Source organism: Motilibacter rhizosphaerae, from assembly GCF_004216915.1.
In the GTDB taxonomy this organism is placed as follows: Bacteria; Actinomycetota; Actinomycetes; order Motilibacterales; family Motilibacteraceae; genus Motilibacter; species Motilibacter rhizosphaerae.
On sequence record NZ_SGXD01000002.1, the window covers coordinates 129,521 to 145,814 of the forward strand.

The 16,294-nt window shown below is 74.3% G+C and carries 13 protein-coding genes and 2 tRNA genes; 10 read left to right on the forward strand and 5 right to left on the reverse strand.

The window, feature by feature from the left end; all coding sequences use genetic code 11:
- Positions 1-29 precede the first annotated feature (29 nt).
- Both EV189_RS06070 and EV189_RS06075 read left to right on the forward strand, forming a co-directional pair.
- A tRNA-Cys gene (locus EV189_RS06070) sits at positions 30-100 on the forward strand.
- 5 nt (positions 101-105) lie between these two features.
- Positions 106-177: transfer RNA gene (locus tag EV189_RS06075), tRNA-Val, on the forward strand.
- Positions 178-483: 306 nt separating this feature from the next.
- Here the strand turns inward: EV189_RS06075 and EV189_RS06080 are convergent.
- The 3 genes from EV189_RS06080 to EV189_RS06090 form a co-directional block, all read right to left on the reverse strand.
- Positions 484-2,379, reverse strand: coding sequence for a S9 family peptidase (locus tag EV189_RS06080; protein ID WP_130492070.1), 1,896 nt, complete (start codon positions 2,377-2,379; stop codon positions 484-486).
- Positions 2,376-4,979, reverse strand: coding sequence for a carboxylate--amine ligase/circularly permuted type 2 ATP-grasp protein (locus tag EV189_RS06085; RefSeq protein WP_130492071.1), 2,604 nt, complete (start codon positions 4,977-4,979; stop codon positions 2,376-2,378). The genes EV189_RS06080 and EV189_RS06085 overlap by 4 nt, the downstream gene beginning before the upstream one ends.
- 147 nt (positions 4,980-5,126) lie before the next feature.
- A complete protein-coding gene (locus EV189_RS06090) occupies positions 5,127-5,996 on the reverse strand; it encodes a PPK2 family polyphosphate kinase (protein ID WP_130492072.1) in 870 nt (289 codons plus the stop codon).
- Positions 5,997-6,076: 80 nt separating this feature from the next.
- Here EV189_RS06090 and EV189_RS06095 point away from each other — a divergent pair, with 80 nt between their 5' ends.
- Complete coding sequence (locus EV189_RS06095; protein WP_130492073.1) at positions 6,077-7,687, forward strand: alpha,alpha-trehalose-phosphate synthase (UDP-forming); 1,611 nt, start codon at positions 6,077-6,079, stop codon at positions 7,685-7,687.
- A 21-nt stretch (positions 7,688-7,708) separates the two neighbouring features.
- Here EV189_RS06095 and EV189_RS06100 read toward each other — a convergent pair whose 3' ends face one another.
- Positions 7,709-7,897: a hypothetical protein gene (locus EV189_RS06100; RefSeq protein ID WP_130492074.1), complete on the reverse strand. Its 189-nt coding sequence runs from the start codon at positions 7,895-7,897 to the stop codon at positions 7,709-7,711.
- Positions 7,898-7,962: 65 nt separating this feature from the next.
- Positions 7,963-8,997 carry a YihY/virulence factor BrkB family protein gene (locus EV189_RS06105; protein WP_231116118.1) on the reverse strand — a complete coding sequence of 345 codons (1,035 nt, stop codon included), beginning with the start codon at positions 8,995-8,997 and terminating at the stop codon, positions 7,963-7,965.
- A gap of 339 nt (positions 8,998-9,336) precedes the next feature.
- On the opposite strand from EV189_RS06105, the gene EV189_RS06110 reads away from it, so the two are divergent.
- From EV189_RS06110 to cobA, 7 genes are all read left to right on the forward strand, one after another.
- Positions 9,337-10,995 (forward strand): nitrite/sulfite reductase, encoded by a 1,659-nt coding sequence (locus EV189_RS06110; protein WP_130492076.1) that lies wholly within the window; start codon positions 9,337-9,339, stop codon positions 10,993-10,995.
- A 52-nt stretch (positions 10,996-11,047) separates the two neighbouring features.
- Positions 11,048-11,767 (forward strand): phosphoadenylyl-sulfate reductase, encoded by a 720-nt coding sequence (locus EV189_RS06115; RefSeq protein WP_130492077.1) that lies wholly within the window; start codon positions 11,048-11,050, stop codon positions 11,765-11,767.
- Positions 11,768-11,811: 44 nt separating this feature from the next.
- Entirely contained in the window at positions 11,812-11,952 is a 141-nt protein-coding gene (locus EV189_RS20075; RefSeq protein WP_165400159.1) for a hypothetical protein, read from the forward strand.
- Between the two features lie 22 nt (positions 11,953-11,974).
- Positions 11,975-13,090: an ABC transporter substrate-binding protein gene (locus EV189_RS06120; protein ID WP_130492078.1), complete on the forward strand. Its 1,116-nt coding sequence runs from the start codon at positions 11,975-11,977 to the stop codon at positions 13,088-13,090.
- A gap of 11 nt (positions 13,091-13,101) precedes the next feature.
- Positions 13,102-13,917, forward strand: coding sequence for an ABC transporter ATP-binding protein (locus EV189_RS06125; RefSeq protein ID WP_130492079.1), 816 nt, complete (start codon positions 13,102-13,104; stop codon positions 13,915-13,917).
- On the forward strand, positions 13,907-14,842 hold the full coding sequence (locus tag EV189_RS06130; RefSeq protein ID WP_130492080.1) for an ABC transporter permease: 936 nt from the start codon (positions 13,907-13,909) through the stop codon (positions 14,840-14,842). Before EV189_RS06125 ends, EV189_RS06130 begins: the two co-directional genes overlap by 11 nt.
- A 75-nt stretch (positions 14,843-14,917) precedes the next feature.
- Positions 14,918-16,141: a uroporphyrinogen-III C-methyltransferase gene (cobA, locus tag EV189_RS06135; RefSeq protein WP_231116119.1), complete on the forward strand. Its 1,224-nt coding sequence runs from the start codon at positions 14,918-14,920 to the stop codon at positions 16,139-16,141.
- Positions 16,142-16,294 lie beyond the last annotated feature (153 nt).

Genomic DNA, 16,294 nt, shown 5'->3' on the forward strand with positions numbered 1-16,294 from the left:
AGAGGTCGGGGAGACCCGGGCCTCGACTCGGTGGAGTGGCCGAGAGGCGAGGCAACGGCCTGCAAAGCCGTCTACACGGGTTCAAATCCCGTCTCCACCTCGCACGGGCGATTAGCTCAGTGGGAGAGCGCTTCCTTGACACGGAAGAGGTCACTGGTTCAATCCCAGTATCGCCCACGCCCGACGACAGCCCCCGTCCACCAGGACGGGGGCTGTCGTGCGTCCGTCCGGCCCCGCCTCCGCGTCCCACTCGTGGACCGTCTCCCCGCCGACGAGGACCCGCAGCGCAGGCGACCCCAGCTCCAGCGGGTCGCCGGACCACAGGACCACGTCGCCGTCGAGCCCAGGGCGCCGATCCGGTCGCCGACGCCGAGCATGGCGGCGGTGTTCACCGCGACGGCACGCAGGGCGGTCTCGCCGCAGGCCCTGGCGCACGGCGAGCGCGGCCTGCAGCACCAGCAGGTCGACGGGCACACAGCGGGATCAGCCCGCGGCCTCCACCGCAAGGTGGGTGGTCAGCCACGCGACGACCTCGCGCACGAAGCGCACCCTGTTGGGCGTCGCGAGGAGCTCGTGCCCCTCCCCCTCGAACAGCAGGAACCGGTGCGGGACAGCACGTTCGGCCAAGGCCGCGACGACCTGCCTCGCCTCGCCGACCGGGACGTTGGTGTCGCCCGCGCCGTGCACGACCAGCAGCGGTGCGCGCAGGCGGTCGATGGACGTCATGGGCGACAGCGCGCGCAGGAGGTCGGCATCGCGGTCGGGGTCGCCGTACTTCGAGACAGCGGCTGCGGCGATGGCGGGCTCGGTGTCGCGGAAGAACGTGAGCAGGTCGCTCATCCCGCAGACGTCGACCCCGGCGGCGAACAGGTCCGGGTGCGCGACCAGCGCCGCCAGCGTGAGGTAGCCGCCGTACGACCGCCCCATGACGGCGACCCGCCCGGGCTGGGCGGCGCCGGACGCCACGAGGAAGCGCGCCGCGGACGCGACGTCATCGATCGCCGCCCACCGCCCGTCGAGATCGTCAGCCGTGCTGAAGGTGCGGCCGAACCCGCTGCTGCCACGGACGTTCAGCGCGAAGACCGCGACGCCGGAGGCCGCGAGCGACTGGAACAGCGAGCTGTAGACCGGGCGCTCCTGCGCCTCGGGGCCGCCGTGCAGGTAGACGACCGCCGCGCCCCCCTCGCCCGTGGTGGGCGCGTAGAACCAGCCGCTGATCTCGAGCCCGTCGGTGCTCGCGTAGGTCCGCAGCTCCGGCGCCGCCAGCTGCTCCAGCGGGGCGCGCCCGCTCGAGGCGGCCGGGGAGCCGAAGACGACCGCGCCGTCGCTGGAGAGCGGTTCGGCGACGCCGTAGTCGAGCGTGAGCAGCCACACCCCGCGCGGGTCGGCGTAGCCCTCGCAGGTCGCGAGGACGCCACCGTCGCGGGCCCCGCCCGCGGGCAGGAGGTCGACCTCGCTCACGACGTCACGCGGAGCGTCGAGCGGGTGGGCCTGGCCGCTGGCCAGCTCGAGGACGGTGAGGTCCGAGCAGCCGGAGTGCACGTTCCACACCAGCACGGCCTCGGTCGTCCCCGCGTCGAGGACGGCGAGGTCGAGGTCCGCCGGTCGCTGCGCGACGACGCGGGCGGGCCCGCTCCCCCGCTCCGGCCCCGTCAGGTCGTGGGCGACGAGCGCGGAGTGCTCCCGGCCCCGGCTGCTCACGGCGTACGCGGTGGTGGCGTCGGCGGACAGGCAGCCCGTGTCGGAGCTGCCGGGGCCGGCGCCGGCATCGAGGACGCGGCGCTCGCCGCTCGCGGTGTCGAGCAGCTCGAGGTGGCGCGAGGTGCGGCGCCCGCTGCGGACGAGCGCCGCGCGCCCGTCGTCGCTGACGTCGAGCAGCGCGAGCAGCGGGCCCGTGGCCAGCTCGCTGCGCTTGCCCGTCGCCACCTCGACGAGGAGCAGGGTCGCGGTCCCCTCCTCGTCGACCTCGGTCGCGAGCAGCCGGCCGTCGGCGGCCCACGGGCCGCGGAGCCCCGGGGACCAGGTCGCGGAGCGGCCGGTCGAGAGCGGGCGCGGCTCCCCCCCGGTCGCCGGCACCGCCCACAGCTCGGTCCGGGAGGCGTCGAGCACCTGGACGCAGAGCACGAGGTCCTCGCCGTCCGGGCTCCACGTCACCGCGCGGACGGCGGGGAACGGCGCCTGCACGAGGTGCGGGTAGACCGCCCGCAGCGAGCGCACCCAGACCTGCGGGCGGCCCCCGCGGTCGGAGACGAACGCGACGCACTCCCCGTCGGGCGAGGCTGCGGGCGACCAGCTCGCGTAGACGTCCTCGGGGACGGTGTCGCGCACCGCCTCGACGACGACGACCTCCCCGCTGGTGCCCGGAGGGGCAGCCCTCACCCGAGGATCCAGGTGTCCTTGGCCCCGCCGCCGCGGGAGGAGTTGACGATCATGCTGCCCTCGGGCGCGACGCGCGTCAGCGCTGCCGGCGCGACGCGCACCTCGTCGCCCTGCAGCACGAAGGCGCGCAGGTCCACGTGGCGGGCGGAGAGGTGCTCGCCGTCGAACGTCGGGTGCGTGGTCAGGGAGACGACCTCCTGGGCGATCCACCGGTGCGGGGCGGAGAGCAGCTGGCGCCGGGCGGCGTCGACCTCCTCCTCGGAGGCCAGCGGGCCGATGAGCACGCCCTCACCACCGTAGCCGTCGACCGGCTTGAGGACGAGCTCGTGCAGGCGCGGCAGCACCTCGGCCAGCATCTCGGGCTCGTGGCACAGGTAGGTCGGCACCGAGGCGAGCTCGGGCTCCTCGCCGAGGTAGTAGCGGATGAACTCGGGGACGTAGGCGTAGACCGCCTTGTCGTCACCGACGCCGTTGCCCGGCGCGTTGCACAGCGCGACCATGCCGGCGTCGAGGGCGGCGAGCAGCGGCGGGCCGAGCGGGCGCCCGTCTGCGCCGGAGGTGTGGTTGAGCTCCTCCTCGCCGACCCGCATGTAGATCACGTCGACGGGCTGGCGGGCGCCGTCGCGGACGAGCAGGACGCGGCCGGCCTCGACCTCGAGCTCGCCGCCCTGGACGCAGGGCACGCCCATCTCGGAGGCGAGCGTGCGGTGGTCGAACCACGCCGACCCGCTGGGGCCCTCGCTGAGCAGCACGATGGACGGCTCACCGCGCACCCCCTCGGGGGCGGCGTCCTGCAGCGTGCGCAGGAGCATCCGCGGCGCGGCCTCGGCCTCGAGCAGGCCCTCCGGCGGCGCGAGCTCGGGCAGCACGCGCCGGACGAGCCGCCGGTCCTGGACGGCGTACGCCAGCCCCGAGGGGACGCGGAGGTTGTCCTCGAGGACGGCCCACTCGCCCGTCCGGCTGTCCTTGACGAGGTCCATGCCGCACAAGTGGGCGCGGACGCGCTGGTGCCGGGCGAGCACGCCGGTCGAGCGCAGCCCGGGAGCCCCGTCCACGACGTGCGCGGGGATGATCCCGTCCGCCACGGCGCGGCGCTCGGCGTAGACGTCGTGGAGGAAGGCGTCGAGCGCGCGCGCCCGCTGCGTCAGCCCCTCCGTGAGGCGCGACCACTCGGCGGCCCGCACGACCCGGGGGACGAGGTCGACGGGGAACAGCTGGGTGCGCCCCGCCACGGAGAACGTCACCTCGTGGGTGCGCTGCTCCTGGTCGCGCAGGCCCTCGCGCCGCCGCATGCCCTCGGGCCCGAGGGCGGTCAGCAGCGGGAGGATGCCGGCGTACGGCGGGGTGGGCGCGCCGCCCTCGCCGACCGCCTCGTCGCCGGAGGTCGGGTAGTCGAGCGGGATGACGGAGCGGGCGGCGACCTCCGGCGGGAGGTCCTCGACGCCGACGCCGCGCACGGTCTCGTCGAGGAGCAGGTCGACGACGTCGCCGAGCTGCTCTCGCCGGACGTACGCCGTGCGCTGGCGCTGCGCGCTGCCGCCGTTGACGAGGACGGACTCGAGCAGGTCGGTGACGAGCTCGGTGTCGCCGCTCGCCTCGAGCTGGGGGCGCAGGCGCTCGAGCATGCCGCGCAGCGCCTGCGCGGCGGGGACGGGACGCGCGGTCACGGGGTCGAGCAGGTCCCCGGTCACGCCCGAGCGGGCGGCGCGCCACGCGGCGGCGCGCAGCACCGGCGTGGGCGGCAGCATGGCCGGCCGACCGGCGGCGACGGCCTCGATCTCCTGGGCGACGAGCGCGCGGAACAGGCCTGCCACCAGCGCGACGTCGTCGACGAGGGGGCACGCGTCGGTGATCCGCAGCTCGAGCGTCGGCAGGTGCGGCGAGGGGCGGACGTCGAAGTAGATCATCCCGCCGTCGCGGATCACGCCGGTCGCCAGCAGCTGCCCGACGAGCTCGTCGTGGGCTGCCGCTCCCCCGTCGACGTCGTACGGGCCGGCGGAGGGCCACCGCTGCCACACCAGGGAGCGCGCGCTGGCGTAGCCGCTGTCCGCCCCCGCCCAGAACGGCGAGCTCGCCGTCAGCGCGAGCAGGAGCGGCACGGACGGCGCCACCCGCCGGGCGACGGCCACGGCGAGGTCCCGGTCGGGGATGCCCACGTGCACCTGGAGCCCGCAGATCATCTGCTCGCGGACGAGCATGCCGTAGTCGTCGAGCATCGTGAGGAAGCGCGAGGTGGGCGTGACGCTGCTGGCGACCGGGGGCAGCGGCGCGGTGCCGCTCGCGAGGATGCCGAGCCCGGCGCGGTTCGCCGTCGCGGCGAGCGTGGCGCGCAGGCCGGCGACGTCCGCACGCAGGCCCTCGAGGCTGGTGTGGACCGAGGAGTTGGTCTCGACGAGGCAGGCCTGCAGCTCGGCGCTGAAGGAGACGTAGGGCAGCCGGTCGAGCAGCTCGGGGGCGCGGGGCACGGGGCGCCGCGAGCGCAGGTCGACGAGGTGGAACTCCTCCTCGACCCCGAGGGTCAGCCGCCCGGTGCGCGCGACGCCGGCCGCGTCCGCGACGGCGGCGTCCTCCCCCGCACTGGACTGCAGCAGCTCGCTCATCCGTGCCCCTCCCTCGCCGACCCGGTCCCGTTGCGCCGCCCAGCGTCGCCCCGTCGCGTGTCGCCGAGGTTCCAGGAGGATGTCCCCGTGTAACCGGGCCGCCACGCCACCCGTACGGTCGCACCCTCCGCGCCGCGGCGCGGAGGGCTACTCCGCGGCGAGCAGCCGGGCGCGCTCCGCCGCGACGTCGACGTCGGCTGCTGGCCAGCCGAGCCCGAAGCGCTCCAGCTGCTCGACCAGCAGGGAGGTCACCGCGAGGTCGCGGTACCACTTGTGGTCGGCCGGGACCACGAACCACGGGGCCACGTCGGTGCCGCAGCGCTGCAGGACGTCGGCGTACGCCTGCTGCCAGGCCGGCCAGAGGGCGCGGTCGTCGACGTCCTTCGCCTTGTACTTCCAGTGCTTCGTCGGGTCGTCGAGGCGGGCGAGCAGCCGCTCCTTCGACTCCGCGCGCGAGATGTGGAGGAAGACCTTGACCACCGTCGTGCCGTCCTCGACGAGCTGGCGCTCCCAGTCGTTGATCCGGTCGTAGCGCGCCTCCCAGACCTCCTGGGGCGCGAGCCCGCGGACGCGCACCGACACGATGTCCTCGTAGTGCGAGCGGTCGAAGACGCCGATCTGGCCGGCCGCCGGCAGCTCGCGCTCGATGCGCCACAGGAAGTCGTGGGCGAGCTCCTCCTCGGTCGGCGCGCCGAACGCCGCGATGGTCACGCCCTGCGGGTCGACCTGGCCGAGCACGTGGCGCGACACGCCGCCCTTGCCCGAGGTGTCCATGCCCTGGAGGACGAGCAGGACCCGCCGCGGGCCCCCGGAGCGCCCCTGGGCGTACAGCCGCTCCTGCAGGTCGGCGAAGCGCGGCGCGAGCCCGGCCTGCACCTCGCGCGCCCGCTTCTTGCCCTCGTCCGACCCCGGCGTCGAGCCGGGGTCGATGCGGGTGAGGTCCACTGGTGCGCCCGGGTCGAGCCGGAGCAGGTCGGAGAGCTGGTGCGGGGAGGCCGGACGGCGGTGCTTGCCCATGGCCGGGGATGATCGCACGCCGGCGTCGCCCGGGCGGGACCGCCCGAGGCGCCCGACGGGGCGTGCGCGAGAGTGGGCGCATGAGCGACCAGACGCAGACGTCGAGCGAGCAGACCGCCGGTGCCCCGGCCATCGACGTGCCGGTCGTCGTCCTCAGCCACCGCGCGCCCGTGCAGTTCCGGCGCGAGAAGGGCAAGCGGCTCATCCGGCGGGGTGCGGGCGGTCTCGTCACCGCCCTCGTCGGGCTCGCGGGCCAGCTCGAGGACGCGGTCTGGGTCTGCGCCGCGACCACCGACGAGGACTCGGCGGTCGCGGCCGAGCACGAGGGCGGCGCAGTCCCGCTCGTCATGACCGCGGAGCCGCGGCCGGCGGACGGCGACGAGCCCGACGACGCACCCGTGCTCGACGTGCGCCTCGTCGACGTGCCCCCGCAGGAGCACGAGGACTTCTACCAGGTGTTCTCCAACCCGCTGCTCTGGTTCATCCAGCACGGGCTGTACGGCCACGCGACGACGCCCGTCATCGGGCGGCGCGAGCGCGAGGCGTACGAGCAGGGCTACGTCCCGGTCAACGAGGCGTTCGCGGAGGCCGTCGCCGAGGAGGTGCGCGCCCGTGGGGGCCGCGCCCTCGTGCTGCTGCACGACTACCACTTCTACCTCGTCGCGGACCGGGTCCGGCAGGCCTGCCCGGAGGTCGTGCTCTCGCACTTCATCCACATCCCGTGGCCCGGGCCGGACGCCTGGGTGGTCCTGCCGCAGGACATCCGCGAGCAGATCTTCCACGGATTGCTCGGCAACGACGTCGTCGCCTTCCACACCGAGCGCTTCGCCCGCAACTTCCTGCTCTGCGTGCAGGAGCTGCTCGGGCTGCCGATCGACCTGCAGCAGAAGACCGTGAGCTACCAGGGCCGGACGGTGGCTGCCCGGACCTACCCCATCTCCATCGACGTCGGCGCGCTCGAGGAGATGGCGGCGAGCGAGGACGTCGCCGAGCGCCGCGAGGAGCTCGAGCGCGACCTGCTCCCGGACGGCGAGCAGCTGCTGCTGCGCGTCGACCGCACTGACCCCTCCAAGAACATCGTGCGCGGGTTCCTCGCCTTCGAGCTCCTGCTCGAGCAGCACCCGGAGCTCGTCGGCCGGCTGCGCTTCCTCGCCTTCCTGCAACCGAGCCGGCTCGACGTGCCGGAGTACGCCGACTACCTCGGCCGCATCGGCGCGGTCGTCGCCCGCGTCAACGCGAAGTACGCCCGCACCGGCTACGCGCCGATCGACCTGCGCCTGCAGGAGGACTTCGCGACGGCGGTGGCGGCGTACACGCTGTGCGACGCGGTGCTCGTCAACTCCATCGCCGACGGGATGAACCTCGTCGCCAAGGAGATGGTCGTCGTCAACACCCGCGACGCCGTGCTCTGCCTGTCGGAGAGCACGGGAGCGCACGCCGAGCTGGGGCACTTCGCCGTGACGCTGAACCCGTTCGACATCCAGCAGCAGGCCGACGCGCTCCACGAGGCGCTGACGATGGCGCCGGACCAGCGCCGCCAGCGGCTCGAGGCCGCCGCCGGCGTGGTCCGCGCCAACGACATCGGCAAGTGGCTCGACGCGCAGATCGCCGACCTGCGCGACCTCACCGGCCTGTGGGCAGGACCGGCGCGCGGCGACGAGCTGCAGCCCGAGGAGGGTGCAGTCGGCTAGCCGGGCCGGGCCTCGTGCGGCCTAGGTGTTGTTGGCGAGGAACAGCCAGCCCGCGTAGAAGAACACCGCGAGCACGAACACCAGCGACACGAGGACGAACCCCACCCGGCCGAGGGTGTCCCACACGTCCTCGACGCGGCCGTGGTGCGGGGCGTCGTAGGTCTCCTGGAGGACCTGGGGCGTGGGGCGCTCGGGCGAGGCGTGCGTCATGGCGCCATTCTGCCCGCCCCGGCGCCTGCTGATGTGCAGGGGGCGGCCCGGGGTCCAGCTCGGGCTCAGCGCGGGGCGGCGGGAGCGCCCGGCTCGTCCGGGAGCGGCGTGAGCGGGTTCTCGTGCGGGGGCGGCGTGGGCGCTGCTGGTGCGGCGGCGGCCCGCTGCGCGCGGGCGCGGGCGCGGCGGCGCCGCTCGGCACCGATCCGGAGCTCGTCGTCCAGGGCCGCGTTGAAGGCGGCGCCGATGAGCACGCTGATCGCGAGGAAGTAGAGCCAGACCAGCACGAGGATGGGGGCGGACAGCGGGCCGTAGATCGAGGTCGAGCTGCCCCCGACGCTGGCGGCGATCACCGTGCGCAGCACCCAGCTCAGCACCAGCCACAGCGCCACGGCCAGCACCGCGCCCGGCAGGTCGCGCCGCCACCGTCCGCGGATGGGCACCGCGAAGTGGTAGAGCGTCGCGAGGAACAGCACGCACAGCAGCAGCACCGTCGGCCAGTACGCCGCCTGCACCCACCCGCCGTACCCCTTCGGCAGGGCGTCGGCGACGAGGCTCGGTCCGGCGACGACGAGCGGCAGGGCCACGCTGCCCGTGAGCAGCGCGAGCACGTAGAGCGTCACGCTCAGCGCGCGCGTGCGGATGATGCCGCGGTGGCCACCGAGGCCGTACATGATCGTCACGGTGTCGATGTAGACGTTGAGCGCGCGGGAGCCGGACCACAGGGCGAGCACGAAGCCGATCGAGACGATGTCGATGCGGCCGCGCTTGCTGACGTCGTTGAAGGTGTCCTGCACGACGCTGTCCACGCTGGTGTTGGCGAGCGCGGTGTGCAGCGAGTCGAGGATCGAGGTGCGCACCTCCTCGACGACGTCGTCGCCGAGCAGGGGGCGCACGACGAAGCCGAGCGAGCCGACGAGCCCGAGCAGCAGCGGGGGCAGCGAGAGCAGCGCGAAGAAGCCGACCTCGGCCGCGAGGCCGGTGACGCGGTAGCGGAAGCAGGCCCCGACCGTGTGGCGCAGGACGTTCCAGCCGACCACCGGGAGCGCCCGGCGGTGCTCGCTGGCGGCCGGCCGCGCTGCTCCGACGGCTCCCGACACACCCGTACGGTACCCAGCGCGGGGCCCGCCGCCCCGGTGCGCGCGCCGTGGCGACCGCCTGGACAACCGTCTCAGATGGTGGTCGAACTTGCCCTGCTCCGCTTGACAGGGGACCATCGCAGCATGACCCGACTCGTGCCAGCGACCACGGAGCCCGTCTCCGTGCAGCTCGTGGCACGGCTCCACGTGGACCACGGCCACGTGTCGAGCGCGGTCTGTCGCTGCTGCTGAGGGCGGCGCACCCCCTCTCCCGTCCCCGGGCTCCTGCCTGCCCGGGCTCCGGGACGGCGCACGCCTCGAGACCACACCAGCCGTACGACCATGTGAGGACCGGAGCGCGTGCCCCCAGCTAGGCGCAAGAAGGGCGAGGGCCAGTGGGCCCTCGGCTACTTCACCCCCTTGAACCCGAACGAGCAGGTCAAGAAGGACGACGACGGGCTCAACGTCCGCCAGCGGGTCCTCGACCTCTACGCCCGCCACGGCTTCGACGCCATCGACGGGCAGGACCTGCGTGGCCGCCTGCGGTGGTGGGGGCTCTACACGCAGCGCCGCGAGGGCATCCCCGGCGGGCAGACCGCCACGCTCGAGCCGCACGAGCTCGACGCGGAGTTCTTCATGCTGCGGGTGCGCATCGACGGGGGCGCGCTGAGCCTGGAGCAGCTGCGGGCGGTGGCCGACATCTCGACGACGTACGCGCGGGACACCGCCGACATCACCGACCGGCAGAACGTCCAGTACCACTGGATCCGCATCGAGGACGTGCCCGCGGTCTGGGAGCGGCTCGAGGGCGTCGGCCTCTCCACTCAAGAGGCGTGCGGCGACACCCCGCGCGTCATCCTCGGCTCGCCCGTCGCGGGCGTGGCGAAGGACGAGATCGTCGACGGCACCCCCGCGGTGGAGGAGATCAAGCGCCGCTTCATCGGCGACAAGGCCTTCTCCAACCTCCCCCGCAAGTTCAAGACCGCGATCAGCGGCTCGCCGCGCCAGGACGTCGTCCACGAGATCAACGACGTGTCGTTCGTCGGGGTGCGCCACCCCGAGCTCGGCCCGGGCTTCGACGTCTGGGTCGGCGGCGGCCTCTCGACCAACCCGATGCTGGCGCAGCGCCTGGGCGCGTTCGTCACCGTCGACGAGGTGCCCGAGGTGTGGGCCGGGGTGGCGGGGATCTTCCGCGACTACGGCTACCGCCGCCTGCGCACGAGGGCGCGGTTGAAGTTCCTCGTCAACGACTGGGGCGCCGAGCGCTTCCGCCAGGTCCTGCAGGACGAGTACCTCCACCGTGCGCTGCCCGACGGGCCCGCTCCGGAGGCGCCCGCCCCCGACGCGCGCGACCACACCGGCGTGCACGAGCAGGTCGACGGCCGGTTCTACGTCGGCGCCGCCCCGCGCACCGGGCGCGTCAGCGGGACGGTCCTCAACCGGGTGGCCGACCTCGCCGAGTCGGTCGGCAGCGACCGCGTGCGCCTCACCCCGCAGCAGCACCTGCTCGTCCTCGACGTCCCGGGCGACCGGGTCGAGGAGGTCAGCGCAGCGCTGGAGGCGCTCGACCTGAAGGTCAGGCCCTCGACCTTCCGACGGGGCACCATGGCCTGCACCGGCATCGAGTACTGCAAGCTCGCGATCGTCGAGACCAAGCAGCGCGCCTCCGTCGTCATCGACGAGCTCGAGCGGCGGCTGCCCGCGTTCGACGCCCCGCTCTCGCTTCACGTCAACGGCTGCCCCAACTCCTGCGCACGCTTCCAGACCGCGGACATCGGGCTCAAGGGCATGCTCATGACCGGCGAGGACGGCACCCACGTCGACGGCTTCCAGGTCCACCTCGGCGGCGGGTTCGGCGAGGACGCGGGCTTCGGGCGCAAGCTGCGCGGGCTCAAGGTCACCGCCGACGAGGTCCCGGACTACGTCGAGCGCGTCGCCTCGCGGTTCGTCGAGCAGCGCCAGGGCGAGGAGACCTTCGCCGCCTGGGTCGCCCGTGCGGAAGAGGGCGACCTCGTATGAGCGTTCCCACCCGTGGACCGGGCGCGGCAGCGCGCCTGGAGGAGGGACGCGCATGACGATCACCACCGGCGGCTCCGCCCGCACGGCCGAGGAGCTGCAGGCCCTGGCGGCGCGCGCGGCGCACGAGCTCGAGGACGCGCCCGCCGAGGAGGTCCTGCGCTGGGCCGCCGCCACCTTCGGCGAGCGCTTCGCGGTCACCGGCTCGATGGGGGCCGACACCGTGCTGTCGCACCTCGCGGGGCGCGTCGTGCCCGGCATCACCGTGCTGTTCATCGACACCGGCTACCACTTCGCGGAGACCATCGGCACGCGTGACGCGGTCGACGCGGTCTACGACGTCAACGTCCGCACCGTGCTCCCGATCCTGTCGGTCACGCAGCAGGACGAGGCGTACGGCCCGCGGCTCTACGAGCGCGACCCCGACCGCTGCTGCGCCATGCGCAAGGTCGACCCGCTCAACGCCGTCCTGGGCGACTACGACGCCTGGGGCAGCGGCGTACGCCGTGACGAGGGCCCCTCGCGCGCCGGCACGCCGGTCGTCGCGTTCGACGCCAAGCGCGGCAAGATCAAGGTCAGCCCGCTCGCGCGCTGGACCCAGGACGACGTCGACCGCTACGCCCAGGAGCACGGGACGCTCGTCAACCCGCTGGTGTGGGACGACTACCCCTCGATCGGCTGCGAGCCCTGCACGCGGCGCGTCGCGCCCGGCGAGGACGCCCGCGCCGGGCGCTGGGCCGGGCTCGCCAAGACCGAGTGCGGCATCCACCTCTAGACCCACCCCTCCCCGACCCCCTCTCCCTCCAGCAAGGAGTCCCCGTGGACGCCCTCCCCGGCGCCCTGAGCAGCCACAGCCGTGACCGCGTCGCCCAGGCGGCGCGCGTCAACGCGTGCTCGGCGGGGTCGCGATGTCTGCTGGCGCGTACGACCGCGCCGGCACTCGCGACCCCCCTGCTCTGACACCGACTCCTGGAGGACCCCCTTGCTCCGCACCCGCTTCCGACGGGCGCTCGTCACCGCCGTCGTCGTCCCGCTGCTCCCCGTGCTCGCCGCCTGCGCGAGCGCGGACAAGAAGTCCACGGCCTCCACCGGCGGCGCCGCGGCGACCGCCGCGGCCAGCTCCGGTGCCGCCCTCGCCGAGTCGCCGACGCTGAAGCTCGGCTACTTCGCCAACGTCACGCACGCCGCTGCGGTCGTCGGCGCGAGCAAGGAGCAGCCCTTCTTCCAGAAGGCGCTCGGCTCGACCAAGCTCAGCACGCAGATCTACAACGCCGGCCCCGCTGCGATCGAGGCGCTGACCGGAGGCACGATCAACGCCGCCTTCCTCGGCCCCAACCCCGCGATCAACGGCTACGTCAAGGCCAAGGGCGGGCTGCTGCGCATCGTCTCCGGCGCCACCTCGGGCGGCGCCTCGCTCGTCGTCCGCGCCAGCATCACCTCGGCCGCGCAGCTCAAGGGCAAGAAGATCGCCGACCCGCAGCAGGGCGGCACGCAGGACGTCGCGCTGCGCTACTGGCTTCAGAAGCAGGGCTTCAAGGTCCCCGTGACCGGCAAGGGCGACGTCTCGATCCTCAACCTGGACAACGCCGCCACGCTGGACCAGTTCAAGCTCGGTCGGATCGACGGCGCGTGGGTACCGGAGCCGTGGGCCTCGCGCCTCGTCGACGCCGGCGCGAAGACCCTCGTGGACGAGAAGACCCAGTGGCCGGGCGGGAAGTTCGTCACGACCCACCTCGTGGTCAGCCAGGACTTCCTCAAGAAGTACCCCGGCAGCGTGAAGAAGCTGCTGCAGGGCGAGCTGGCCGCCGAGGACTGGATCACCGCCAACCCCGACCAGGCGCAGACCGTCGTCAACGACGAGCTCAAGACGCTCACCGGCAAGGCGCTCAAGCCCGCCATCCTCGCGAGCGCGTTCAAGGGCATCGGCATCACGATGGACCCGCTGGCCTCGACCCTGCAGGAGGCGGCCGACCACGCGGTCTCCGTGGGGCTGCTGAAGAAGCCCGACCTCAAGGGCATCTACGACCTCTCGCTGCTCAACGAGGTCCTCAAGGAGGCGGGCAAGCCCGCCGTCGACGACGCCGGCCTCGGCGTCTAGGAGGAACGACGATGTCCGCACTCGACGCCCCGGCGCAGGCCGCCGGGCTGCAGCACGGTCCCCTGGTCTCGGTCCACGGGGTCCGCAAGGCCTTCGGCCGCGGGGCGAGCGCGACCTTCGCGCTCGACCGCGTGAGCCTCGACGTCGCCCCCGGCGAGTTCGTGGCGCTGCTCGGGGCGTCGGGGTGCGGCAAGTCGACCCTGCTCTCCCTCATCGCCGGGCTCGACGCCCCCACCGCTGGGACCGTCACGGTCAACGGCGGCGCGGCGCTGATGCCGCAGGAGGGCGGGCTCTTCCCGTGGCTGACCGCCGGGCGCAACATCGAGCTGGCGCTGCGGCTGCGGGGCGTACCCCGTGCCGAGCGGCGCCCGGAGGCCGAGCGCCTGCTCAGCCTGGTCCGGCTCGACGGCGCCTACGCCAAGCGGCCGCACGAGCTCTCCGGGGGCATGCGCCAGCGCGTGGCGCTCGCCCGCGCCCTCGCCCAGCAGCGGCCGGTGCTGCTGATGGACGAGCCGTTCTCGGCGCTCGACGCCATCACCCGTGATGCGCTGCACGCCGAGCTGGTCCGGGTGTGGCAGGAGACCGGCGTCGCCGTCGTCTTCGTCACCCACAACGTCCGCGAGGCCGTACGCCTCGGCCAGCGCGTCGTCCTGCTCTCCTCGCGCCCGGGCCGCGTGCTGCGGGAGTGGCGGGTCGACCTGCCGCAGCCCCGGCGCATCGAGGACGAGTCCGTCTCGCGCCTGGCCGGCGAGATCACCGAGCACCTGTCCGCCGAGATCCGCCGCCACGCCGGCGACGAGGCCGAGGAGGCCATCGATGTCCGCTGACGAGACCGTGGTCGGGGTGGACGACAGCCGCGTCGCCGCCGCTGCCCTGCTGGGCGAGGCCCGACAGTCGTCCGAGAAGAGCCTCGAGGCGGGGCTCGACGCCCTCGCCACCGAGACCGAGGACCGGGCGCCGTGGTGGCGCAGGGCGCTGCGCAGCGCCCTGCCGCCGGTGGTCGTGCTCGTCGGCCTGTTCGTCGCCTGGGACCTGTGGACGCTCGTCTTCCGGCCCTCCTCCACGATCTTCCCCGGGCCGGCCGACGTCGGCGCGACCTTCCGCGACCACTGGTCGGACGGCACGATCACCGAGGCGTTCCGCGGGTCCCTCGGCCGAGCGGCGCTGGGCTTCGCGCTCTCGCTGGTCGTCGGCACCGTCCTCGGCGTGCTCGTCGCGCAGGTCCGCTTCATCCGCGCCGGCTTCGGCCCGCTGCTCTCCGGGCTCCAGGTGCTGCCCTCGGTCGCGTGGGTCCCGCCGGCGCTGATCTGGTTCGGCGCCAGCCAGAAGGCGATGCTGGCCGTCGTCCTGCTGGGCGCGGTGCCCTCGATCGCCAACGGGCTCGTCGCCGGCGTGGACCAGGTGCCGCCCCTCTACCTGCGGGTCGGCCGGGTGCTGGGCGCCCGCGGGCTCAAGCAGGTCTGGCACGTCGTGCTCCCCGCCGCGCTGCCCGGCTACCTCGCCGGTCTCAAGCAGGGCTGGGCGTTCTCCTGGCGCTCGCTCATGGCCGCCGAGCTCATCGTGCGCTCCAGCGACATCCCCCTCGGGCTCGGGCAGTTCGAGGAGAGCGCACGTGACCTCAACGACCTCCCGTGGGTGTTCCTCGGCATCTTCCTCATCCTCGTGGTGGGCATCGTCGTCGAGCTGGCCTGCTTCGCGCCGCTCGAGCGCACCGTGCTGCGCCGCCGCGGGCTGCTGCTCGGCAAGGCCTGATCCGGCAGGGGCTGATCCGGCGGGGGCTGATCCGGCAGGGGCTGACCTGCGGTGGCGCTCGCTAGGGTGGGCGCCGTGAGCGAGCCCGTCCCTGCGCAGCCCGGCTACCCGCTGCTGCTGGGCCTCGCCGGGCGTCGCGCCGTGGTCGTCGGCGGGGGTCCGGTGGCGCTCCGGCGCGTACGCGGCCTGCTCGACGCGCACGCCGACGTCCTGGTCGTCGCGCCCGACGTCATCGGCGACCTCCGTACCCTGGCCGAGTCCGGGACGCTGCGCTGGGAGCAGCGCGGGTTCGCGCCGGCCGACCTCGAGGGCGCCTGGCTCGTGCAGACCGCGACCGGGGACCCCGCCGTCGACGCGGCGGTCGCCGCCGAGGCGGAGGCCCGGCACCTGTGGTGCGTCCGTGCTGACGACGCGAGCGCCTCGAGCGCCTGGACCCCGGCTGTCGCCCGGCGCGACGACGTAGTGGTGGCGGTGTTCGGGGGGAGGGACCCGCGCCGCGCCCGCGCGCTGCGCGACGGGGTGGCGCTCGGGCTCGACACCGGCTCGCTCCCCCTGCGCCGGCGGCGCGCCCCTACCGACGGCGTCGGCTCGGTCGCCCTGGTCGGCGGCGGGCCCGGCGACCCCGGGCTCATCACCACGCGCGGCCGGCGCCTGCTCGCCGAGGCCGACGTCGTCGTGACCGACCGGCTGGCGCCGGTGGCGCTGCTCGACGAGCTCGACGACGACGTGCTGGTCATCGACGTCGGCAAGCAGCCCGGCAACCACCCGGTGCCCCAGCGCGACATCGAGAAGCTGCTCGTCACGCACGCGCTCGCTGGCAAGCGCGTCGTGCGGCTCAAGGGCGGCGACCCGTTCGTCTTCGGCCGCGGGCCCGAGGAGGTGGCCGCGTGCGCCGCCGCAAGCGTGCCGTGCGAGGTCGTCCCGGGCGTCACGAGCGCCATTGCCGGCCCCGCCGCCGCCGGCATCCCGGTGACGACCCGCGGGGTGGCGAGGTCCTTCACGGTGTCGACGGGCCACGAGCTGCTCGACGAGGGCGCGGTCGCCGGGCTGGCCGCCCTGCTCGGCTCGGGCGGCACGCTGGTGATGCTCATGGGGGTGACCTACGTGGGCAAGGCCGCGGAGGCGCTCGTCGCCGCAGGGGCCGACCCCGGGCTCGGCGTGGCGGTGGTGGAGTCGGCGTACTCCCCCGCGCAGCGCGTCACCCGCACCACCCTGCGCGACGTGGGGTCCGTGGTGCTCGAGCGCGGTGTGCGCCCGCCTGCCGTCGTCGTCGTGGGGGCCGTGGTGGGCGCGGGCTGAGCGCCGGGCCGCCGAGCCGCCGGACCGCCGGGCCGCCGGGCCGCCCGGGAAGTTGATCAGGCTGCCCGATCGAGTTGGCCAGGAGCCCGTGCGGGCCGGACCCTCGCGCAGACCCGACCGCACCAGGTGGTCGCCGTACGGACGGGATCTCGT